Source organism: Erysipelatoclostridium sp. AM42-17 (assembly GCF_003480255.1).
Taxonomy (GTDB): Bacteria; Bacillota_I; Bacilli_A; order Erysipelotrichales; family Coprobacillaceae; genus Faecalibacillus.
Genome location: NZ_QUIN01000022.1, coordinates 1 through 20,846, shown reverse-complemented (window position 1 = coordinate 20,846; position 20,846 = coordinate 1). Strand labels below are relative to the sequence as shown.

General features: G+C 29.9%; 22 protein-coding genes. 11 read left to right on the top strand and 11 right to left on the bottom strand.

Annotated features, from left to right (window positions below):
• Nucleotides 1-12: 12 nt before the first annotated feature.
• Together DW911_RS08635 and DW911_RS08630 are read right to left on the bottom strand one after the other, a co-directional pair.
• The gene (locus tag DW911_RS08635; protein WP_118433377.1) at nucleotides 13-606 is read right to left on the bottom strand and encodes an NAD(P)H-dependent oxidoreductase; all 594 of its coding nucleotides are present in this window, start codon (nucleotides 604-606) and stop codon (nucleotides 13-15) included.
• A 26-nt stretch (nucleotides 607-632) separates the two neighbouring features.
• Nucleotides 633-1,907 carry a UDP-N-acetylglucosamine 1-carboxyvinyltransferase gene (locus DW911_RS08630; protein WP_118433375.1) on the bottom strand — a complete coding sequence of 425 codons (1,275 nt, stop codon included), beginning with the start codon at nucleotides 1,905-1,907 and terminating at the stop codon, nucleotides 633-635.
• Between the two features lie 171 nt (nucleotides 1,908-2,078).
• Here DW911_RS08630 and DW911_RS08625 point away from each other — a divergent pair, with 171 nt between their 5' ends.
• Entirely contained in the window at nucleotides 2,079-2,621 is a 543-nt protein-coding gene (locus DW911_RS08625) for a GNAT family N-acetyltransferase (RefSeq protein ID WP_118433373.1), read from the top strand.
• Nucleotides 2,622-2,657: 36 nt separating this feature from the next.
• Here the strand turns inward: DW911_RS08625 and fba are convergent, their stop codons facing one another.
• The 4 genes from fba to DW911_RS08605 all read right to left on the bottom strand — a co-directional run bounded on the left by fba (nucleotide 2,658) and on the right by DW911_RS08605 (nucleotide 6,003).
• Nucleotides 2,658-3,524, bottom strand: coding sequence for a class II fructose-1,6-bisphosphate aldolase (fba, locus tag DW911_RS08620; protein ID WP_118433371.1), 867 nt, complete (start codon nucleotides 3,522-3,524; stop codon nucleotides 2,658-2,660).
• A 296-nt stretch (nucleotides 3,525-3,820) separates the two neighbouring features.
• Entirely contained in the window at nucleotides 3,821-5,005 is a 1,185-nt protein-coding gene (locus tag DW911_RS08615; RefSeq protein ID WP_233541865.1) for a MalY/PatB family protein, read from the bottom strand.
• Nucleotides 4,998-5,744: a TrmH family RNA methyltransferase gene (locus DW911_RS08610; protein WP_118433369.1), complete on the bottom strand. Its 747-nt coding sequence runs from the start codon at nucleotides 5,742-5,744 to the stop codon at nucleotides 4,998-5,000. The genes DW911_RS08615 and DW911_RS08610 overlap by 8 nt, the downstream gene beginning before the upstream one ends.
• A complete protein-coding gene (locus DW911_RS08605) occupies nucleotides 5,734-6,003 on the bottom strand; it encodes a hypothetical protein (RefSeq protein WP_118433367.1) in 270 nt (89 codons plus the stop codon). The genes DW911_RS08610 and DW911_RS08605 overlap by 11 nt, the downstream gene beginning before the upstream one ends.
• 87 nt (nucleotides 6,004-6,090) lie before the next feature.
• Between DW911_RS08605 and DW911_RS08600 the strand changes: the two genes are divergently transcribed.
• Together DW911_RS08600 and DW911_RS08595 are read left to right on the top strand one after the other, a co-directional pair.
• The gene (locus DW911_RS08600) at nucleotides 6,091-6,897 is read left to right on the top strand and encodes a methyltransferase domain-containing protein (protein WP_118607711.1); all 807 of its coding nucleotides are present in this window, start codon (nucleotides 6,091-6,093) and stop codon (nucleotides 6,895-6,897) included.
• Nucleotides 6,887-7,792 (top strand): RluA family pseudouridine synthase, encoded by a 906-nt coding sequence (locus DW911_RS08595; RefSeq protein ID WP_118607710.1) that lies wholly within the window; start codon nucleotides 6,887-6,889, stop codon nucleotides 7,790-7,792. Before DW911_RS08600 ends, DW911_RS08595 begins: the two co-directional genes overlap by 11 nt.
• On the opposite strand, the gene DW911_RS08590 is transcribed toward DW911_RS08595, so the two are convergent.
• Both DW911_RS08590 and DW911_RS08585 read right to left on the bottom strand, forming a co-directional pair.
• Nucleotides 7,728-8,297 carry a hypothetical protein gene (locus DW911_RS08590; protein WP_118433361.1) on the bottom strand — a complete coding sequence of 190 codons (570 nt, stop codon included), beginning with the start codon at nucleotides 8,295-8,297 and terminating at the stop codon, nucleotides 7,728-7,730. The genes DW911_RS08595 and DW911_RS08590 overlap by 65 nt on opposite strands.
• 4 nt (nucleotides 8,298-8,301) lie before the next feature.
• Nucleotides 8,302-9,033, bottom strand: a complete 732-nt coding sequence (locus DW911_RS08585; RefSeq protein ID WP_118433359.1) for an acyl-[acyl-carrier-protein] thioesterase — start codon at nucleotides 9,031-9,033, stop codon at nucleotides 8,302-8,304.
• A gap of 81 nt (nucleotides 9,034-9,114) precedes the next feature.
• Here DW911_RS08585 and DW911_RS08580 point away from each other — a divergent pair, with 81 nt between their 5' ends.
• From DW911_RS08580 to DW911_RS08570, 3 genes are all read left to right on the top strand, one after another.
• Nucleotides 9,115-10,314, top strand: coding sequence for a CapA family protein (locus DW911_RS08580; RefSeq protein ID WP_118433357.1), 1,200 nt, complete (start codon nucleotides 9,115-9,117; stop codon nucleotides 10,312-10,314).
• Between the two features lie 7 nt (nucleotides 10,315-10,321).
• A complete protein-coding gene (locus DW911_RS08575; RefSeq protein WP_118433355.1) occupies nucleotides 10,322-11,185 on the top strand; it encodes a M15 family metallopeptidase in 864 nt (287 codons plus the stop codon).
• 177 nt (nucleotides 11,186-11,362) lie between these two features.
• Nucleotides 11,363-11,854, top strand: a complete 492-nt coding sequence (locus DW911_RS08570) for a hypothetical protein (RefSeq protein WP_118433353.1) — start codon at nucleotides 11,363-11,365, stop codon at nucleotides 11,852-11,854.
• Nucleotides 11,855-11,891: 37 nt separating this feature from the next.
• On the opposite strand, the gene DW911_RS08565 is transcribed toward DW911_RS08570, so the two are convergent.
• Nucleotides 11,892-13,211 (bottom strand): hypothetical protein, encoded by a 1,320-nt coding sequence (locus DW911_RS08565; RefSeq protein ID WP_118433351.1) that lies wholly within the window; start codon nucleotides 13,209-13,211, stop codon nucleotides 11,892-11,894.
• Nucleotides 13,212-13,396: 185 nt separating this feature from the next.
• Here DW911_RS08565 and DW911_RS11025 point away from each other — a divergent pair, with 185 nt between their 5' ends.
• The 3 genes from DW911_RS11025 to DW911_RS08555 are packed head-to-tail and all read left to right on the top strand — an operon-like array spanning nucleotide 13,397 to nucleotide 15,377.
• Nucleotides 13,397-13,813 (top strand): LytR/AlgR family response regulator transcription factor, encoded by a 417-nt coding sequence (locus DW911_RS11025; protein WP_199669470.1) that lies wholly within the window; start codon nucleotides 13,397-13,399, stop codon nucleotides 13,811-13,813.
• 3 nt (nucleotides 13,814-13,816) lie between these two features.
• A complete protein-coding gene (locus tag DW911_RS11360; protein WP_199669471.1) occupies nucleotides 13,817-14,125 on the top strand; it encodes a LytTR family DNA-binding domain-containing protein in 309 nt (102 codons plus the stop codon).
• Nucleotides 14,115-15,377: a GHKL domain-containing protein gene (locus DW911_RS08555; RefSeq protein ID WP_158575443.1), complete on the top strand. Its 1,263-nt coding sequence runs from the start codon at nucleotides 14,115-14,117 to the stop codon at nucleotides 15,375-15,377. The genes DW911_RS11360 and DW911_RS08555 overlap by 11 nt, the downstream gene beginning before the upstream one ends.
• Before the next feature lie 39 nt (nucleotides 15,378-15,416).
• Here the strand turns inward: DW911_RS08555 and DW911_RS08550 are convergent, their stop codons facing one another.
• Both DW911_RS08550 and DW911_RS08545 read right to left on the bottom strand, forming a co-directional pair.
• Complete coding sequence (locus DW911_RS08550; protein ID WP_118433345.1) at nucleotides 15,417-17,150, bottom strand: ABC transporter ATP-binding protein; 1,734 nt, start codon at nucleotides 17,148-17,150, stop codon at nucleotides 15,417-15,419.
• Nucleotides 17,143-18,861 carry an ABC transporter ATP-binding protein gene (locus DW911_RS08545; protein ID WP_118433343.1) on the bottom strand — a complete coding sequence of 573 codons (1,719 nt, stop codon included), beginning with the start codon at nucleotides 18,859-18,861 and terminating at the stop codon, nucleotides 17,143-17,145. Before DW911_RS08545 ends, DW911_RS08550 begins: the two co-directional genes overlap by 8 nt.
• A gap of 117 nt (nucleotides 18,862-18,978) precedes the next feature.
• Here DW911_RS08545 and DW911_RS08540 point away from each other — a divergent pair, with 117 nt between their 5' ends.
• Both DW911_RS08540 and DW911_RS08535 read left to right on the top strand, forming a co-directional pair.
• Complete coding sequence (locus DW911_RS08540; RefSeq protein WP_118433341.1) at nucleotides 18,979-19,821, top strand: LysR family transcriptional regulator; 843 nt, start codon at nucleotides 18,979-18,981, stop codon at nucleotides 19,819-19,821.
• A gap of 12 nt (nucleotides 19,822-19,833) precedes the next feature.
• Nucleotides 19,834-20,688: a MurR/RpiR family transcriptional regulator gene (locus DW911_RS08535; protein WP_118433339.1), complete on the top strand. Its 855-nt coding sequence runs from the start codon at nucleotides 19,834-19,836 to the stop codon at nucleotides 20,686-20,688.
• The last annotated feature ends 158 nt before the right edge of the window (nucleotides 20,689-20,846 follow it).

Sequence of the window (20,846 nt, the reverse complement as noted above, 5' to 3'; positions counted from 1 at the left end):
CTTTGATTTTTATCAAATATTATCATTAAACGTTAAACCTAATTGATAAGCTCTTTCTAGTTCATCTTTTTTCTTTAAATCTCGTTCAGGGTAGTCTCGACTCATACGATCAAAAACAATAAATTCGCATTCTTCAGTTCTTTCATTCATTCGATCATGAACCATGACTTCTTTCATTGCATCAATTTGTCTTTGGCGAACAACTTCTTTACTATCGCCACCCATCGTTACTAAAAATAATGTTTTCTTTAAATCTTTCATCGTTTTATTACCATAGGCAAAACCATAAGTCCATACCCTTTGAAACCAACCTACAAGTTTACTTGGGGCTTCACTCCAAAATACTGGATAAGCAAATACAATGGCATCACTTTGGTTAATGAGTTTTTGTTGATCAATAACATCTTGAGGTAAAGTAAGATGTTCATCATAGAATCCTTCTCGCATATATTCTGCCTCAGACATATCACTTTGAAAATTTATTTTATATAAATCATTAAAAATTACTTCATGCCCTGCTTTTTTTAATCCTAATATAAAACTGGCTGTCATCTCATAAGTAAAACTATTTTGACTAGGATGACAATAAACAACTAAGACTCTCATTTTTTCCTCCTAACAAAAAAGGCATCTTATGCCTTTTCGTCTTCTACTTGTATTCTTCTAATAACTGCACCTAAACTAATCAGTTTTTTATCAATATTAGCGTATCCTCGATCAATATGATAAACATTACCAATTTCTGTAATACCATCAGCTATTAACCCTGCAATAAGCAACGCTGCTCCACAACGTAAATCTGTTGCTTCTACTTTTGCTCCTTTTAATGGTGTCTTTCCATTAACAAAACACATACTTTCATCTACTTCAATGTTTGCTCCCATTTTATTTAACTGTTCACAATGTCTAAATCTTTCCGGATAGATTGTCTCTACTACCTGTGATTGACCATGAGCCTGTGTAAGTAAAGCTGTCAATGGTTGTTGTAAATCAGTCGCAAATCCCGGATAAACTTGTGTTCTAATATCTGTTGCATTTAAGTCTCCATCATGTCCATAGACAATAATACTATCCCCTACATTTTCCATTTTTACACCAATTTCTTTGAGTTTAGATATTAATGATTCTAAATGTTGAGGAATGATATTTTGAACAATTACACGTTCTCCGGCTGCTGCTGCCATGATTAAGAAAGTCCCTGCTTCAATACGATCAGGAATAATTTCATGGGAACATCCATGTAATGTTTCTACTCCTTCTATTGTAATCGTATCTGTTCCAGCACCTCTGATTTTGGCACCCATTTTTGTTAGTAAGTTAACTACATCAATAATTTCTGGTTCTTTTGCTGCATTTTCAATAATTGTTTTTCCTTCTGCTTTCACCGCAGCAAGTAAAATATTGATTGTTGCGCCAACTGAAGCAAAATCTAGATATATTTTATTACCAATTAAGCGATCAGCCGTAATAATATGTGCACCATCTTTGAATTCTACATGAGCACCTAATGCTTCAAATCCTTTAATATGAAGATCTATAGGACGAGGTCCTAAAAAGCATCCTCCTGGAGCTTTCATAACTACTTTTTTACATTTACCAAGTAAAGCTCCCATAAGATAATAAGAAGCTCTTAACTTATCTACAGCATCACTAACAAGTGGTTTATTTTCTAAATGTGAAGGATCAACAATTAATGAGTCACCATCTCTTTTAACATCACAATTTAACTCTTTAAGTAAAACGGCTAATGCATCAACATCACTAATTTCAGGTACACCAAAAATAGTAACCGGTGAATCAGCTAAAATAATCGCTGGTATCAACGCTACCGTTGCATTCTTTGCCCCACTAATTTCTACCGTTCCATTTAATTTATGTCCACCTTCAATTGCTATAATTTCACTCATAAATTGCCTCCTTATACCTCTTATCTCTAATACTATATATTAAATAAATCAAAAAAACAACTTTAAAATATTGATAATAAAATCACTTCACAACATAATTTAATTCTTATCATCATTTTATTTGACATTTTATTAAAAAAGCAGAAAATATATGAAAAAAGGAGAGATATTATGTCAAATATAACGATAAAAGTGGCATCTGTAGACGATGCAAAACGTTTATTAGAAATTTATACACCTTATGTTTTAAATACTGCCATTACTTTTGAATATGATGTTCCTAGTTTAGAAGAATTTAGAAACAGAATTAAAAGCACACTTATAAAATATCCTTATCTAGTTCTTATGGAAGATGAAAAAATTATTGGTTATGGCTATACCGGTGCTTTTCATCCTCGTGCAGCTTATCAATGGGCAGCAGAAACATCTATCTATCTTGATATTCATCATAAAGGCAAGGGATTAGGACATCTTTTATATCAGGAATTAGAAAGAATCTCTCATTTACAGCATATAACTAACTTAAATGCATGTATTACTTATGGTAACCCTCAAAGTATTCATTTTCATGAAAAGGAAGGATACCAAGAAGTGGCTCATTTCCATCGTTGTGGTTATAAGTTTAATCAATGGTATGATATGATTTGGATGGAAAAACAAATTGATCAACCTGATCAACCTCTTCCATTTATTCCTTTTTCAAGACTAAAATAAAAAATGGCTTCTCAATGAGAAGCCTTATTTTTTTAATTAAGCTTTACCGATGCAACCAAATACTTCCATTCTGTCTTTTACACATTCTTGAATTGCTTTAGCACCTGGAGCTAATAATTTACGAGGATCATATCCTTTTCCTTCTAAATCTTTTCCAGCTTCGATGTATTTTCTTGTAGCTTCTTGGAAATATAATTGACATTCAGTATTAACATTAACTTTAGATACACCTAAAGTGATTGCTTTTTTAATCATTTCATCAGGAATTCCTGAACCACCATGTAATACTAATGGTAATTTTCCAGTTTCTGCTTGAATTGCGTCTAATGCATTGAAGTCTAATCCTTCCCAGTTAGCAGGGTATTTACCATGAATATTTCCGATACCTGCAGCTAAGAAATCAACTCCTAAATCTGCGATTGATTTACATTCTTTTGGATCTGCAACTTCACCTTTACCGATGACACCATCTTCTTCTCCACCGATTGATCCAACTTCTGCTTCTACTGAAACACCTTTTGAATGACATAATTCAACGATTTCTTTTGTTTTTTCAATGTTTTCTTCGATTCCATAATGAGAACCATCAAACATGATTGAAGAGAAACCTGCAGCTAAAGCAGCTTTAGCTCCTTCATATGAACCATGGTCTAAGTGTAAAGCTACTGGTACAGTAATATTTAATGCTTCTACCATTGCTTTAACCATTGCTGCAACTGTTGTATATCCAGTCATATATTTAGCAGCACCTTCTGATACACCTAAGATAACTGGCGCTTTTAATTCTTCTGCAGTTAATAAGATTGATTTAGTCCATTCTAAGTTATTGATATTGAATTGACCTACTGCATAATGTCCTTCTTTAGCTTTCTTTAACATTTCTGTTGCTGATACTAATCCCATAACAAATCTCCTTTTCTTTTTTTCGTATATATAATACTATCTTTTATCAAGAATTTCCATTAATTTATATTATTTTTTAAAAAGAAAAACGTAGCCTAGGCTACTTACAGAAATATCCATGTATTTAATCAATGGGAAACCTGTTTCTTAAATACGGGTGTGGCTACGTTTTTCAATAGATTACCGTAAATTATTTGGAGAACAACTTTATCGTAATCTCTATGTAATCCAATGATTACACTTATAGTATACATCTTTTTTCTATTTAATCAATAGTTTTTTATCACTATGATAAATTATTTTAATTCTTGATAAGCCTTTAATAATCTTTGACAAGCTTTTTCTAGTGTTGCTCTTGGTGTGGCTAGATTGAAACGTTCAAAGCCTTCACCACCAGTACCAAAGATATACCCTTCATCTAGCCATAGACCCGCCTTATTTTGCATAAAATCTTCTAATTCTTTAGCTGACATATTTAAGGCTCTAAAATCAACCCACGCTAAATATAAACCTTGAGGATGAACTAACTTAATTTCTGGCATGTTTGCTTTTAGGAATTTATCTAAATAAGTAAAGTTATCATAAACATATTCTAGCATTTCATCAAACCAAAGCTCACATTCATTATAAGCCGTTTGGCACGCTAATAATCCTAAAATGGCAGGTTCATCTACACCTACACGATTCATCGTTGCTTTAAAAGCTTCCCTTATTTCTTTATTAGCGATAATAATATTTGATGTTTGTAATCCTGCTAAATTAAATGACTTACTCGGTGCAGTACAAATGATTGAAAATTCTTTAAATGATGGATCAACATTATAAAAAGGAATATGTTCATTATCTTCATAAACAAAGTCTTGATGTATTTCATCAGCCACAACTTTAACTCCATGTTTTTTACAAATCATTCCTAATTGATATAATTCTTCCTTTTTCCACACTTTACCAATTGGATTATGTGGATTACATAAAATGAATAATTTGACATTATTTTCAATAATAGCTTTTTCAAAAGCTTCAAAATCACATTCATATTGTCCATCTTTAAAAATCAAAGGATTTTCAACAACATGTCTTTCATTAGCCAAAATAGAACGATCAAAAGGATAATAAACTGGTTTATGAATAATAATACCATCACCCTTTTGAGTTAATGTATTGACCGCTAATTTTAATGCCGTAACAACACCAGGTGTCGGTACGATCCATTGCTTATCAATATCAAATTGGTGACGACGATGCATCCAGCTGACAATCGCATCTAAATAATCATCCCCAACAAAAGAATAACCAAAAACACCATGATCTATACGTTCTTTTAATACATCTAATACTCTTTGTGGTGCTTTAAAATCCATATCAGCGACCCACATCGAAATCACGTCAGGATTGACATTTTTTCTTTTCATACCATCCCACTTAGCACAGTTCGTATTTTTACGATCAATAACTTGATCAAAATCAAACATCTCACTCATCACCTAATACCTCCATATCTTTAAATTCCAAACTTGAAAAATGAGCTAATGTAATTCCTAAAGCCATTGATAAATTCAAAGAATCTATTTGATGACTATGAGGAATAAATATTGTTTTTCCATAATTTAAATATTCATCTGGTAAACCACTACTTTCATTACCAAAAACAAGAGAATGTAATTGTTGATCTGGTTCAATCTTATGTATATTCGTTGCTCCCTTTAACATTAAAGGATAAATATGATGATGACGATAACGTTCCAAATAATCTTCAAAACTATCAAAATATTCTACATTTAAATGGAACAATGCTCCCATCGAAGCACGCACAACACGAGGATCAAAAACATCTACTCCCGGTCTGATAATCGCTAAATTCGTATAATGAAAGCCTAGCATCGTACGCATGATCGTTCCCATATTTCCCATATCTCCGGGATTAACAAGAACGACATGATTTTGATCTTCTAATTGTTGAGCATATTTTTTTACGATTGCTAGAGCAAAACAATTATCTTTTTTAGATAATTTATGAATTGTTTTATCACTTTCTATCATTTCTATTTGATATTGTTTACATAATTTTTCAATTAAAGGTATCCCTTTATTTTTATATGAATTGGACTTAACATACACTCTTAAAACAAGCTCCGGTTTATTTTTTAATAATTCAATTGTTTCAAAAACCCCTAAAGTATAAGTATAGTCTAAATCTTTTTGATAACTCTTAATCTTCATCAATAAGCCCCTTTACTCTTCTTGCTTCTTGATCAACGCTATCTTTTAAAGATTGAAAATGTTTTTTATCAAAGTTAGCCCCTTGATCAATTAATTTCAATAAATCATTATATTTTTCACTTGCTAGTACTAATTGTGAATACTTAATCGTAAAATCTAATTCATTTCCAGCATTGGCTGTAATTTGATTAATTTCTTTATATAAACTTTTAAATTTATCATCTAAATTCACTTTTTCTTTCCTTTTAAAAAATCCCATATTCTACGCTCCTTTGCTTGTTTCATTATATCATAATTCATATTTGTTTTTTATCCTTTTATGTTATAATGGCAAAGAGGTGATACCATGAACAAATTAGCTTGTCCTAAATGTCATCAACCCCTTGTTTTAGATCAGCGTAGTTTTCGTTGTCAAGAAGGACATTGTTATGACATAGCGAAAAGCAAATATATTAACTTATTACTTAACCCTGATAAATCAACCAATAACCCTGGAGACAGTAAAGAATCTTTAGTTTCCAGAAAAGCCTTTTTAAATCAAGGCTATTATAATATCATTTGTGATCAAGTGATTGATTGTATTGATCGTTACAAAAAAGAAGCAAACCCTAGTATTTTAGATTTAGGGTGTGGTGAAGGATATTATACCCAAAGAATTAAACAACATTTTATTGATAGTGATATTTATGGCTTAGATATTTCTAAAGAAGCCATTAATATGGCAAGTAAATATCGTAAAGATGTTACTTGGATTGTGGGTAATTCTAAAAATATTCCTATTCTTGATCATTCTTTAGATTTTGTCAGTGCTCTTTTTACTGTTGTTAATCAAGATGAATTAAAAAGAGTTCTTAAAAAAGGAGGCTATGTGATTCATGTTACAGCTAATCCTCGTCATTTAATTGAAATTAAAGAATTAATTTATGATGAAATCAAAGTAAAGAGTGATAAATATATTCGTCTAGATTTTCCTAAAGTAGAAAGTTTTGACTTAGTTAAAAAAGTAGCCATTACCAGCAGGGAAGATGCTTTAAATTTATTAAAAATGACGCCTCACTATTACCACATAAAAAAAGAAAGACGTCACGTATTAGATACTTTACAAGGACTTGATATCACAATTGATGTCAAAATAACAATTTATGAAGTATAAAGTCATCAATGATCAACTTATCATTGAAATTGATAAAACAACTCAAGGACAAACTATCCTTGAGTATTTTCATTCCATGCATCTTTCTAAAAAAACAATTCATTTATTAAGACAAAACAAAGAATATTTATACAATCATCAATTTGTTGATTACAATCAAGTATTAAAAAAAGGAGATCTACCACAAATCAAAGCTTTTGAAAAAGGTATTGATTTTGAATGTTTTGATCATCCTTTAGATATTGTTTATGAAGATGAATTTTTATTAGTCATTAATAAAGAACCTGGGATGATTATTCATCCCGAAGGTAAACAAGGTCAGCATACACTGGTTAATGTTGTCGCTAACTACTATAAAAAAACAAATCAAAATTATCCTGTTCGTTTTATTCATCGTTTAGACCGTGATACCAGTGGTTTGATCATGTTTTGTAAGTGTACCCTATTACAACCTTTGCTTGATTATCAAATTGCAAATAAAACTATTAAAAAAGGTTATTATGCTTTAATAGAAGGACATCTTCAAAGAAAAGAAATGACCGTTAATCAAGGTATAGCAAGAGATCGACATCATAACCAAAAGATGATAGTAAGCAAACAAGGCAAAACAGCATGTACTCATTTTAAAGAAATCAAATCAAACAAGCAAATTTCATTAGTATCTGCTTTTTTAGAAACAGGACGCAAACATCAAATCAGAGTTCATCTTGCTTCTTTAAATCATCCTATTTTATCAGATCCCCTATATGGAAAACCATATCCAAAAATGCCACGGCTTGCCTTACATGCCTACTACCTTCGTTTTTTTCATCCCCTAACCAATCAAGTCATTACTTTACAAACAAAGACGCCTCCTGATTTTTGTTTACAAAGCGAACCAATTTCACAACATTAATGCGATGTTTTTTAAGTAAAACTCGCGTTTTTATTTTCTTCATTTTTCCATAACTAGAATAATATATCGAATCTTGATCATAGCCAAAGATTGTCATCCAATGCCACTTATCATCTCTCATTCTTATTGAATGATGCGTTAAAACCAGCATACTGACAGGATTTCCATGATCAATAGCTTCTTTTATAAAATGATATCCTTTTTCAATACCTGGATTTCTGATAATTTGGTAATCCCGTTGGAGTAGGTTTCCTACTTTTCTTGCATAATGATAAACATAAGGATATCCCCTTTTACCAGGGGTAAGCAAAGCGTAGAGTTTTTCTTGAAAATGAAGGTACTGTTCTTTAGTATAGACCTTTTGTTGATTTAAATAATAAACATAAACATTGGTTGCACAAACACTGGCACATCCTGCCATTTGAGCCCATTTATCATGAAACCAATCTTGACTTCCCCCATAATAAAGTTTGTCATCTTTTATTTTAGGGCACTGTAATAACATCTTATCATCCCCTATCTTGTAAGATTACAGCCATTTCAAAACACGTTTTATCTGCCACTTTAAAAACAATTTTTATATCTTGATGCTCTTTTCCTAAATAAAGTTGCACCTGACTTCCCGGTAAAATTTCTTGAATATAGTGAACACTCATTTCCTTAATATCATATTGACGATATATCTCAAATGGAATTAAGTCTAAAGCCCATTCTACATAACGATAATTATTCATATGCTGATTAATATCTACATCACTATAAACAACTTCTCTTGTTTTTATATATTCTAATTCAATATCTTTTCTTATTTTATGATAACGATCAACAATACAAGGATAATCTTCTACTTTTGGTATAGTAATTCCCACGTCTTGAGGTCTTACAATTTTTCTACTTTTTAAATCAATAAGAGTCCACAGTGAAAAACCACCACCCAATATCTTTTCTTCTTGTCTTATTTCATAAGTACGAGAAAATTGAACCCGTGATCCCCCTTTAACACAAGTTACCAAATCAATATGCTCACCAGCCTTTATTGGACGATTAAAAACCATTGTCCGTTTAGAAAGCACCCATCCGCAATGATTTTCTAAATCGTCATGCCATATGCCTACTTCAATTGCGTTTTGCGTAGCTAAATCGGCAAAAAGACTAAATAATGTAGCTTGACGAAATTGTCCTTTAAAATCCGATTCTTGATATTGAACGATATGATGTTGTACTGTTTCTAGTTTTTTCATTTTATTACCTCTTAATGTTTAAAAATTATTAAAATTATAATAATATAAATATATCAATTAATAAAGTTTTGAGGTGAGATAATGAAAAAAAGAAAACTAAATTTAAAACATCTAGGTATATCTATGATTGCGATAATTGTTGTTTTCTCACTTGTATTTTTATTTTTACATCCTTTTGCTTCTACAAAACAAGCACCAAAACCAAAAGCAAAAAAAACAACAGAAAAAACAACACAACAAAAAGTATCTTTTGTTGCGGTAGGAGATAATTTGATTCATGAAAGAGTTTTTAACTATGCCAAAAGTCAAAGTTCAAATAATACATATAACTTTAAACCTGTTTATCAACATGTAAAACCTTATATTAGTAAAAAAGATTTAGCTTATGTTAATCAAGAAACGATTATTGGTGGTGATGAATTAGGTATTCAAGGATATCCTGATTTTAATTCACCTAGTCAATTAGCTGATGATTTAATTGATACAGGATTTAATCTTGTAAATGGCGCAACAAATCATTCTTATGATCAAGGACTCAATGCTGTTTTTAATACTTGTAAATTATGGCGTACAAAACCCAATGTTCTCTTTGCTGGATTATATGATAGTCAAGAAGATCGTGATCATATTCGTACGATTGAAAAAAATGGTATCAAATTTAGTTTTCTTGCTTATACTTTTGGCGTAAATCAAGAGCCTAAAGCACGTTATCGTCAATATTTAAAAGATGTCCAAAATTATCCTTATTTTATTGGAACTTTAGATAAAGAAAAAATCAAACAAGATGTCGCTAAAGCTAAACAAGAAAGTGATTTTGTTATTGTTTCTGCACATTTTGGTAAAGAAAACTCAAGCGAATTAGGTGAAAGTCAAATTGAATATGCTCAATTCTTTGCAGATTTAGATGTAGATTTAGTTGTCGGTAATCATAGTCACATTGTCCAACCTGTTAACTGGTTAGAACACAATGGACATCAAACACTTGTTGTTTATTCATTAGGTAATTTTGTGAGCACTATGGACAATGTAGATAATCAATTAGAAGGTATGCTATCATTAGACTTTATTAAAGATAATAATACCTATTCTATTGAAAATGTCACTTATACGCCATTAATTAATCATTATAATGCTAATGTAGTTACAATTTATCCTTTAAAAAATTACAATAATGATTTATTATTACAACATGATATATTAAAAAATGACCCATCATGTTTACAACAATTCCAAGAAAAAATTAAAAGTATTGTACCCGATGGTGTTAAAATAAATATGTGAGGTTAGTATGAAAAAAAGACATTTAAAAAAAAGAGTCATTGTATTAGGTGTGATCATATTAGCTTTGATTCTAGGATTTATTTTCTATCCTCGTCAAAGTTCTAGTACAACACCAAAAAAGCAAACTGTAAAAGTTAAAAAACAAACAAAAAAAGAACTCTCTTATTATAAAAAAGAAAATGCTCAGCGTTATCAAGAATATCAAAAACAACATCCTGAATATAGTCATGAAGATGTTATTACATATGTGAATATGAATCTTGATTATGATTTTTATGGAAAAATCATTCGTCAAGATCATCCTAACGACCTAGATACGATTGTTAATAAATATTATCAATTAGATCCAAGTTATGCTCCTGATGATTTGGTGGAAATCAATGATCAGGCAACTCCCGGTAGTTATGGATATCCTTATCGCAGTCATCTTGTTAGAAAATGTGTTTATGATGACTTTCAAGCTTTAAGAAAAGCTTGTCAAGAAAAAGGCTTTGAACTCTATGTTGCTTCTGGTTATCGTTCTACTAAATGGCAAGATGAAATCTATAATCATATGGCTAATACTTACAATCAAGCTAAAGCTGATGAAACATGTTCACGTCCTGGTCATAGCGAACATACAACCGGTCTATCAATGGATATCGGTCTTGACCAATATAAACTAGATGATGTTATCAAACATCCTCAATACCAATGGTTTGTATCTAAACTTGCTGATTATGGGTTCATTATTCGTTATCCAGATCAAAAGGACAAGCTAACTGGTTATCTTTATGAAAGTTGGCATCTTCGTTATTTAGGTAAAGATTTAGCCAAAAAAGTCACACAATCAAAACTAACTTATGATGAATACTATGCTAGACATCACTAAAAGAGACAGATATACAGTTTTACATATCTATCTCTTTTATTAATTAAAAACATGTTCTATATAAATCACTCATCTTCTACTTTTCTATTATTCTTACTTTTTACAAGAAATTATTAAGACTATACTATTTAATAAATTTCTTGTATAATATGTATATGCAAGAAAAGGAGTCAAATCATGGAAGGTCTTTTAGTTATATTACCAATTTTAGTATTTCTTGTATTCCTTTGGATTACATATACTAATATAAATTTATTTGTTACTATTATTCGTTGTTTGAAAAAAGATAAAACTTTAGAATGTGCTTTATCTACTGTAGGAAAAATATTTTATGTTGGATTACTTATTATTTATGTAGCTTGTTTTGTAGGATGTCTTTATTTTATGATTATATCAGCTATGAATAATAAGTATAATGATGCCTCATTACCACTTAATATTATTGCAATCGTATCGTTAGTGAGTGGATATTTATTCCAACAAGTCATCTTTATTGGTAGACGTGATATGTTAATTGGTAAGATTCAATTAGATTATCGTAAAATAAAAAGAGTGAACTATCCTAAACCTACAACTTTAAGTTTTAGTTACGGACAAAAATCATATTCTACATCACTTAGATTTATGGATGAATCTAAGATGAAAAAAGCATTACAAAGAACAAGATAAAAACAGATGGTCGATTTAAAATGACCATCTGTTTTTTTTATTCTTTTCTTTCACTACGTTTTTTTATGATAACGATAGCTATAACACTACAAACTAATAAAACCATCGCTTCAAGAATATTTGTAGGATCTCCTGTTTTAACAGTTTGATTATCTTTTGTTTCTTGTTTTTTTGTTTCCGTCTTATTTTCTGTTGTCATTGTCGGTTTGACTTCTGGATTTAGCTTAGCAATCGTACTTGTTTGCATAACATAATGACAAACTGTACATTCTTGATGTTTCAATCCTTCTTTTGAAGTAGTAGCCTCTTCATCAATAATCCACTTACTTGCTGTATGTTTTTCCATATTATTTACACTTGCGCATCCTTCTACTGTACAAGCATAATAATGATGTGTTGGACTCGCTTTTAGTTCACTAGCATATTGATGGCTGCCACTGCTTTGTGTGTCTTCAAAGAAATCTACAGTTGATGTTTTACCACAACGTGTACATACATACCAGTATGTATCGTGTTCTTGACAATTGCTAGCTTTACTTCTTAAAAAAGCAGAGTAAATTTTCTTTGTATATCCATGTCCTAATGCGTTTGTATAAAAAACAGCAGCATCTGATTTCGTACTATATCCACAAACACAACTTTTATAATAAATACCAGGTGTAACACATGTTGCCATTTGTTTTAAATATTCACTTTTTTCAACTTCTTGATCCATTACATGTGTATGCTTAACTTGTTTAATAACAAAAACATGATCTGCAGCCGTTCCTGTGTGATGTAAATCTTCATTTTTAAATGGTTCTTCTGACCATATAGATTGAGAAAAATAGTTTTCTCCATCTTTTGTTACCATACATTCATTTCCGTCTGTTGGTTGAACTATAATTTTCCCATTTCCGTTTACTCCAGGATTTCCTTTTAAAGTGGCACTTTGAATATAAATTACATTCTCATTATTATTCTCTTGCGATCCTGATCCAGCAAATACTGAATAGTTAGACCCTCGAATATAGGTTCCATTTCCTTTTAAAATAAGAGTAATACCCATATTATGTTCTAAGCAAATTGCTTCTAAACAGTTACTTCCATCAATAGTCTTTCCATTAGCGTCAAAAACGATATAAGCTCCCTTGATTTTAAAATTTAAACGTCCTTTAATGTTTTTTGTAAGTTTGATATTAATATGATTTTGTGCATCTTGACTTACTTCAGCAACATTCGCTAATGTACTTTCTACTTTGTCATAGGAATTCATCGCTTTATTCCCCATTTGTTCAAAATCTTCAGCGTATATTTTTGTTGGTGTTACGCCTATCAACATCATTAAAACAACTAAAATTGATAATACCTTTTTCATCTCTTTTCTCCTTCCCTCTATCTTGTTTACTCAATCCTCTTTATAATTGAAAACTCCCTCCTTACATTTATATTTTACTTTTTTAACCCCTTTTTTTACGTTACAGGCGCGAAATGTCGTTTTTAGGGTGTGAAATGTATATAAGAGAGAATTATATTTTGATAAAATAGAATTAGGTGATAGTAATGAATATAGCAATTTGTGATGATGATATTTTATATATGAATAAAGTAAAGGAAATGATTGAAGCATGGGCACAACAAAATCATGAAAAAATATCTATCTATTTATTTAATCATGGTGATGCTTTGATCAATAGTTATCAAAAGAGTCATATTGATGTGATTTTTTTAGATATTATGATGCCTTTATTAAACGGGATGGAAACAGCCCATGAAATTAGAAAGCATGATCAGGCTGTTAAAATTATTTTTTTAACCTCTTCGATAGAATTTGCTGTAGAGTCATACGATGTCAAAGCAAGCGGCTATCTCGTAAAACCTACAAACTATAATAAATTATGTACCCTTTTAAATGAATGTAGCCAATCCATTCATCATGAACCGCAATTTATTATTGTTAAAACAGATGAAGGATTCTAAAAGATTTATTATCATACTATTGAATGTATTGAAGCTCAAAATAAAAAAGTCTTATTTTACTTAAATAATGGATATTGTATTGAAGTATTAGATACCTTTATTCATTGTAGTGAAAGACTATTATTAAATGATGGTTTTTATAAATGTCATCGTAGTTATCTTGTTTATATGCCAGCTATTGATCATTTTAATTCAACTGAAATTCAAGTTAAATCTCAAAAGATAATTCCTATTTCAAGGAATTATGCAAAGAACTTTAAAGATGTATATTTTGATTATATGTTTAAGAAAGGAAACCCTGATGATGATTAATACTTTATTAGAAATAATTCGTTATTCTTTAACATTGTTGTTTGGTATTTTTGTTTCCAGTTTGTTTATTGATGTAAAAATGAATAAAAAAAATATTATGGTGTTAATGAGTTTCTTTTTAATTGATTTAGGATTACAGGGCATCTTCTATTTCATTAAAGGACTCTCTTTAGTTATTTCGCTCTATCCTCTTATTACACATCTTCCTTTATGTTTATTTTTCATTTTTTATTTAAAAATACGTATTTTTCCTTCTTTAATTGCGATTACAAGTGCTTATTTATGTTGTCAAATAAGTAACTGGACTTCTATTTTTATTAATAGTTTTATTCCAAATATCAATCATATCACTTATTCACTTTCTTTAATTATTTCATTTTTTATTATTATGAAATATGTATCTGCTTCTATATCACAATTATTAAAGAAACAAAATAATGAATTATTTTCTTTTAGTATTATCCCTGTTTTCTATTATATATTTGATTATATAGCAACTGTTTATACCCATCTGCTTTATCTTGGTAATAAGATTACTGTTGAATTCATTCCTTTTCTTTTATGTATTTGTTATTTCATTTTCTGCACCGTTTATTTTAAACAGTATGAAGAAAAACAAAAAATAGAAACCTATAATAAACTCATTCATATACAACAAACTCAAGCAGAAAAAGAAATGAAATTAATGGAAGAAAATGAAAAAAGAATCATTATGATTAGACATGATATGCGTCATTTTCTCAATCATATCTTAAACGATTTAGAAAACAATCAAAATGAACATGCTATTCACTATATTCAGACATTATTTGATTCAATTGACCAAACTGTAAGAAAACAATATTGTTTAAATAATACCATTAATATGATTATTGCTTCCTATGAAGAAAGAATGATTGAAGAACAAGTTGATTTTCATTATTCATTGAATGTACCTCAACAATTAAATATAAGTGATATTGATTTAACTTCTATTCTTTCTAATGGTCTAGAAAATGCATTGAAGGCTGTATTATTATTAAAAGAGCATCGTTTAATTGAACTAAGTATTGATGAAAAATGTGGTAAGTTATTGATTTCTATTGAAAATACTTATGCGATTGAACCTGAATTTATAGATGGTATTCCTGTTTCTAAAGAAAAAGATCACGGTATTGGTAGTCAAAGTATTGTTTATACTGTAGAAAAGTTGCATGGTCATTATCAATTTTTTACAAAAAATCATCATTTTATTTTAAGAATCGTTATATAAAAAGACTATAACATTTCGTTGTTATAGTCTTTTTCTTTATTATTCTATTTCAAATTGACTGTAATATAATTGATGATAAAAACCTTTTTTAGCGAGCAATTCTTCATGATTACCGACCTCTAAAATATGTCCTTGATCCATCACAATAATTTGGTCAGCATTTTTAATCGTTGATAAACGGTGTGCAACAATAAAAGTCGTACGTCCTTTCATCATTTCATCAAATGCTTTTTGAATTTGTAATTCTGTACGAGTATCAATTGAACTTGTTGCTTCATCTAAAATGAGCATTGGTGGATGAGTTAACATAATACGTGCAATACAAATTAATTGCATTTGTCCTTGCGACATGTTTCCTCCATCTTCTTCTACTAAAGTATCATACCCATCTGGTAAAGACATAATATATTTATGAACTCGTGCTTTTTTAGCTGCTTCAATAATTTCTTGATCTGTTGCTTCTGGTTTACCATAAGCAATATTTTCTTTTACAGTTCCTTTAAATAACCAGCTATCTTGTAAAACCATACCATACATTTTTCTTAAATCATCACGATTCATATCTAAAATATCTACACCATCAATTGTGATATGTCCAGCTTGAGGATCATAAAATCTCATTAATAAATTAATAAGTGTCGTCTTTCCACATCCTGTTTTTCCTACAATAGCATTCATCGTACCTGGTTTAGCTTCATAATTAAAATCTTCAATTAATGGTTTGGCAGGATCGTAACTAAAAGCTAAATGTTCTATATTGATACGTCCTTTTTTGTTTTCTACTATTTTTGATTCACTTAATTCAGTAATTTCTTCTTCATCTAATAAAGCAAAAACTCTTTGACTAGCAGCTAAGGCTGTTTGCATTTCTGACATCACTGAAGAAATTTCATTAAATGGCTTTGTATACTGATTGGCATAAGTTAGAAAACTTGAAAGAATCCCTACGCTAAAAGCACCATTTAATACTTGAAAGGCACCATAAATTCCTACTGCCGCATAAACAATACTGTTAACTAAACGCGTTGTTGGATTAATCAAGGCTCCATAAAATTGAGAAATAACCCCGCTTTTATGCATTCGCTCATTAATTTCATTAAACTTCTCTTCATTTTCTATTTGGTAATCAAATAGATTCACAATCTTTTGATTACCAATCATTTCTTCACAAAAACCATTCATCTCTCCACGAATCGCTAACTGTTCTTGAAAATAAGAATGTGTTCTTTTGACAATCAATGAAGCAACTAATAATGATAATGGTGTTAATACAACAACAATGACAGCGACTGAAAAATGAATCCACGCCATAATTAAAATTGTTCCAACAATCGTTGCAATACCAGTAAGTAAAGAAGTAAAGCTTTGTAATAAACCTTGCCCAATTAAATCAATATCATTAATTAATCTTCCTAAAATATCTCCATGACTTGTACTATCAATATATTTAAGAGGTAAAACTTGAATCTTAGAAAAAACTCTATTTCTTAAATCATTAGTAATATTATAAGTAATACTATTGGTGATTTGTCCCATAATCCATTGAATAAAAGAAACAATCAAAACAACGCCACCTACAATCATTAACTTATGTAATAATGCATGAAATTGAACTTGATGCACACCTACTAATAAATCAATAGCTTGTCCTAATAAAACAGGTGTAAGTAATGTAAATACGACTGATATAATAGATAAAATCGCTAATGCAATAATCTTATCTTGATAAGGTTTACAATAAGTAAGTAATCTTTTAATTGTTTGACTATCCATGATAATCACCATCCTTACTATTTTGTGATTCATAGATTTCTTTATAAACAACACAATCTTTTAATAATTGATCATGACTATCAAAACCTACAATTTCACCGTGATATAAAACCATAATACGATCACATCTTTTTAATGAAGATGTTCTTTGAGAAATCACTATTTTTGTTACGTCTTTTAATTGTTGTAATTGTTTTTGTAACGCAGCATCTGTTGCATAATCTAAAGCACTTGAACAATCATCTAATACTAAAATATCCCCTTGTTTAACTAATGCTCTAGCAATAGTTAAACGTTGTCTTTGTCCTCCAGAAAAATTCTTTCCACCTTGAACAACAGGACTTTCTAATCCTTGAGGAAGTAAACTCACAAACTCTTTAGCTTGAGAAACTTCTAATGCTTGATTAACGACCCCTTCTTGATAAGGTAATGACATACATAAGTTTTCTTTTATTGTTCCTGATATTAAAGCTGTATTTTGTAAGACATAACTTATATGTTTTCTAAGGGTTGCCAGTTTATAATCTTGAATACGTCTTCCGGCAATCTTGATTTGTCCTGAAGTGACATCATAATTTCTTCCAATTAGAGAAACTAAAGTTGATTTACCGGCTCCCGTTCCTCCTATAATACCTACGGTTTCACCTTTTTTAATAGTGAAATTTAAATGATGTAGCACATCTTTATTGGTATAACCAAAGCTCACATCATCAAATTCAATCATCTTGTCTTGTAAAACCATTGTTTCATAGATACCTTCATCTTGTACTTGGGACTTCGTTTCTAAGACTTCAAAGATTCTTTCATAACTTGCTGTAGCTTTATTATAAGTTGATAAAACATTCGCAAAAACAATAAGTGCTTGTAAAATACTATTCATGTAGTTTACTAAGGCAATGACTTCACCTTGAGTTAAAGTTCCTACATTAATTTGAAAACCACTGGCATAGATAATAATGATAATCGCAAAATTAACAATTAAGTAAGTAAAAGGATTTAACATAGCTTGAATTTTACCTACTTTAACTTGTTCATCTTTTTGATTTTTCGTTTCCTGATGGAATCTATTGGTTTCATACTCTTGATTAGAAAAAGCACGAATAACCCGGACCCCTTTTAAGTTTTCTCTTGCTATCAAGGCTATTTTATCTAATAGTTTTTGAATTCTAGCAAAATAAGGCATAGATAAAACCGTAATTGATAACATCGATACCGCAAGAATAATGGCTCCTACAACAAAAATCATCGATAAAGACCCACTAATCATAAATGCCATAAATAATGAACCAATCATTAAAAATGGGGCTCTTGATGTAAGACGGATGGTCAGTGCTACAGCCAATTGGATTTGAACAACATCATTAATTAATCTTGTTACTAATGATGGTGCTGTTAAACGATCCAAGGCTGCATCATCATATTGATTAATTTGATGATACATATCTTTTCTTAATGCTGTTCCTACACTTTGTGATGTCTTTGATGCATACCATTGACATACTAACGCAAATAAATAACCACATAACGCCAGACCAATTAAAACCAGTCCACACTTTAAAATATAGTTAGTATTATGATGACCAATTCCCTTATCAATAACCGAAGCCATCACAACAGGAACACACAATTCTAAAGCAGCTTCAAAAATCTTAAAAATAAAACCTAAAGAAGCCGAATATTTATATTCCTTTACATACTTCAATAATTTCACTTTCTTCACCTCGCATCTATTATATGTTAAAATCTATATATGTAAAATATATATAAAGTATGATTATTATATAAATTATATATATAAATACATCTATACTTATTATGGAGAAAATTTATGGATATTAGACAAATGAAATATTTTAAAACAATTGTAGAGCAGGGCACGATTTCAAAAGCAGCCAAAGTTCTTCATATTGCTCAACCACCACTTTCTATGCAACTTAAACAGTTAGAAGAAGAACTTCAAGTTACTTTATTAAAAAGAGGAAAAAGGCAAATTGAATTAACCGATGCTGGGCAACGCTTCTATAAAAGATGCCTACAAATTCTAGATTTAACTGAAACAACAAAAAATGAACTCAAACAATCTTATCAAGATATTTTAAGAATAGGTATTACTTCTTCTAATAGTGGGTTGATTAATCAACCCACAGTAAAAACCTTTATTTGTCAACACCCTCATATCCAGTATCACCTTCATGAGGGAACCACTTATGAAATACTTGATCTCTTGTTATCACATAATATTGATTTAGGCATTGTTAGAACGCCCTTTGATACATCTTTAGTTAATTCTTCGTCATTGCATTTTGAACCTATGGTTGCGATTGGACAAAGAAAATACTTTGAAACACCTAAATCTACCCTTAAAGACTTTAAAAATATCCCTCTCATCATTCATCAGCGTTATTTTCCTTTGATTAACGACTATTGTTTAAATCAACAGATTCCCTTAAAGTTACAAGTGACTTGTGATGATAGTCGTACTTCATTGATATGGGCCACTACTGGTATTGGGGTTGCGATTGTCCCTAGTAGTAGCCTATTATATAAATATGATGATACTTTATATCATGTTGTCTTAGAAGATCAAAGTCTTTATACTGGTGTCACTTTTATTACTAGAAAAAATGAGGATATATCGGATACATTAAAGGCATTTATCCAATCATTTTAATAGGAGGTTATTATGAATATTGAAAAAAGAATCCAACTATGTAAAAACTTTACCCCGATTGAAATACAAATCAGTCATTATATTTTAAATCATAAAGATATGATATTAAATATGACTATCGAAGATTTCTCTAAAGAAATCTTTACATCTAAATCTACTATTCATCGTTTTTGTAAGAAAATCAATTTAAACGGCTTCAATGATTTAAAAGTGGCGCTCGCTAAAAATCAACATCATTCATTCAAACATGAACAAGTTGACGTCAATTATCCTTTTAAAATCAACGATACCACTAAAGATATTTCTTTAAAGTTAACACAAATCTATGAACTCGCTATTAAAGATACTTTTGAAGTCATTGATCAAAATGAATTATACAAGATTTCTAAATTATTACATCAAGCTCAATTAATTGATATTTATACCAGTTCACATAATAGTCATGTAGCTTATAATTTTCAAGATAAAATGCTTTCTATAGGACGTATTGTCAATTGTCCTCAAAGTGAGCATATGAATTATATTGCCTTAGCATCTAACGAAAAACATGTCGCTATTATTATTTCCTATTCAGGAAAAGCAACCTATATTCCAACTATCATTGAAATCTTATCCAAAAGAAAAACACCTATCATTCTTATAAGTAAAATTGGTAATAACTTCTATCCTCAATATATAACCTATCATTTAGGTATGTCTGATCAAGAGAATGTAAGAGATCATACGTCAGAATTTGCTTCTCATATTGCATTACAATATATGTTAGATGTTATTTTTGCGTGTGTTTATCATTTGGATTTAGATAAAAATAATAAATACTTAAAAGAATATATTCGTTATACAGATGATCGTAATCTTGATGAATAGTTTCAAAATGTTTCATTATTTTTCTATATTTCATGAAAAAAAGTCTCTGATTTTTCCATTTTATTGTCTTTTATCCTGTCACTTACTAAAATATTTGAGTGAATAAAGGAGGAAAGATAAATGAATAAAAAACCTGTAAAAATTGTAACAATCGGTGG

Bases quoted from the DNA above. Each gene is read 5' to 3' on its own strand.
- DW911_RS08635 (WP_118433377.1), bottom strand. From the start codon at position 606: ATGAGAGTCTTAGTTGTTTATTGTCATCCTAGTCAAAATAGTTTTACT.
- DW911_RS08630 (WP_118433375.1), bottom strand. From the start codon at position 1,907: ATGAGTGAAATTATAGCAATTGAAGGTGGACATAAATTAAATGGAACG.
- DW911_RS08625 (WP_118433373.1), top strand. From the start codon at position 2,079: ATGTCAAATATAACGATAAAAGTGGCATCTGTAGACGATGCAAAACGT.
- fba (WP_118433371.1), bottom strand. From the start codon at position 3,524: ATGGGATTAGTATCAGCAACAGAAATGTTAAAGAAAGCTAAAGAAGGA.
- DW911_RS08615 (WP_233541865.1), bottom strand. From the start codon at position 5,005: ATGAGTGAGATGTTTGATTTTGATCAAGTTATTGATCGTAAAAATACG.
- DW911_RS08610 (WP_118433369.1), bottom strand. From the start codon at position 5,744: ATGAAGATTAAGAGTTATCAAAAAGATTTAGACTATACTTATACTTTA.
- DW911_RS08605 (WP_118433367.1), bottom strand. From the start codon at position 6,003: ATGGGATTTTTTAAAAGGAAAGAAAAAGTGAATTTAGATGATAAATTT.
- DW911_RS08600 (WP_118607711.1), top strand. From the start codon at position 6,091: ATGAACAAATTAGCTTGTCCTAAATGTCATCAACCCCTTGTTTTAGAT.
- DW911_RS08595 (WP_118607710.1), top strand. From the start codon at position 6,887: ATGAAGTATAAAGTCATCAATGATCAACTTATCATTGAAATTGATAAA.
- DW911_RS08590 (WP_118433361.1), bottom strand. From the start codon at position 8,297: ATGTTATTACAGTGCCCTAAAATAAAAGATGACAAACTTTATTATGGG.
- DW911_RS08585 (WP_118433359.1), bottom strand. From the start codon at position 9,033: ATGAAAAAACTAGAAACAGTACAACATCATATCGTTCAATATCAAGAA.
- DW911_RS08580 (WP_118433357.1), top strand. From the start codon at position 9,115: ATGAAAAAAAGAAAACTAAATTTAAAACATCTAGGTATATCTATGATT.
- DW911_RS08575 (WP_118433355.1), top strand. From the start codon at position 10,322: ATGAAAAAAAGACATTTAAAAAAAAGAGTCATTGTATTAGGTGTGATC.
- DW911_RS08570 (WP_118433353.1), top strand. From the start codon at position 11,363: ATGGAAGGTCTTTTAGTTATATTACCAATTTTAGTATTTCTTGTATTC.
- DW911_RS08565 (WP_118433351.1), bottom strand. From the start codon at position 13,211: ATGAAAAAGGTATTATCAATTTTAGTTGTTTTAATGATGTTGATAGGC.
- DW911_RS11025 (WP_199669470.1), top strand. From the start codon at position 13,397: ATGAATATAGCAATTTGTGATGATGATATTTTATATATGAATAAAGTA.
- DW911_RS08555 (WP_158575443.1), top strand. From the start codon at position 14,115: ATGATGATTAATACTTTATTAGAAATAATTCGTTATTCTTTAACATTG.
- DW911_RS08550 (WP_118433345.1), bottom strand. From the start codon at position 17,150: ATGGATAGTCAAACAATTAAAAGATTACTTACTTATTGTAAACCTTAT.
- DW911_RS08540 (WP_118433341.1), top strand. From the start codon at position 18,979: ATGGATATTAGACAAATGAAATATTTTAAAACAATTGTAGAGCAGGGC.
- DW911_RS08535 (WP_118433339.1), top strand. From the start codon at position 19,834: ATGAATATTGAAAAAAGAATCCAACTATGTAAAAACTTTACCCCGATT.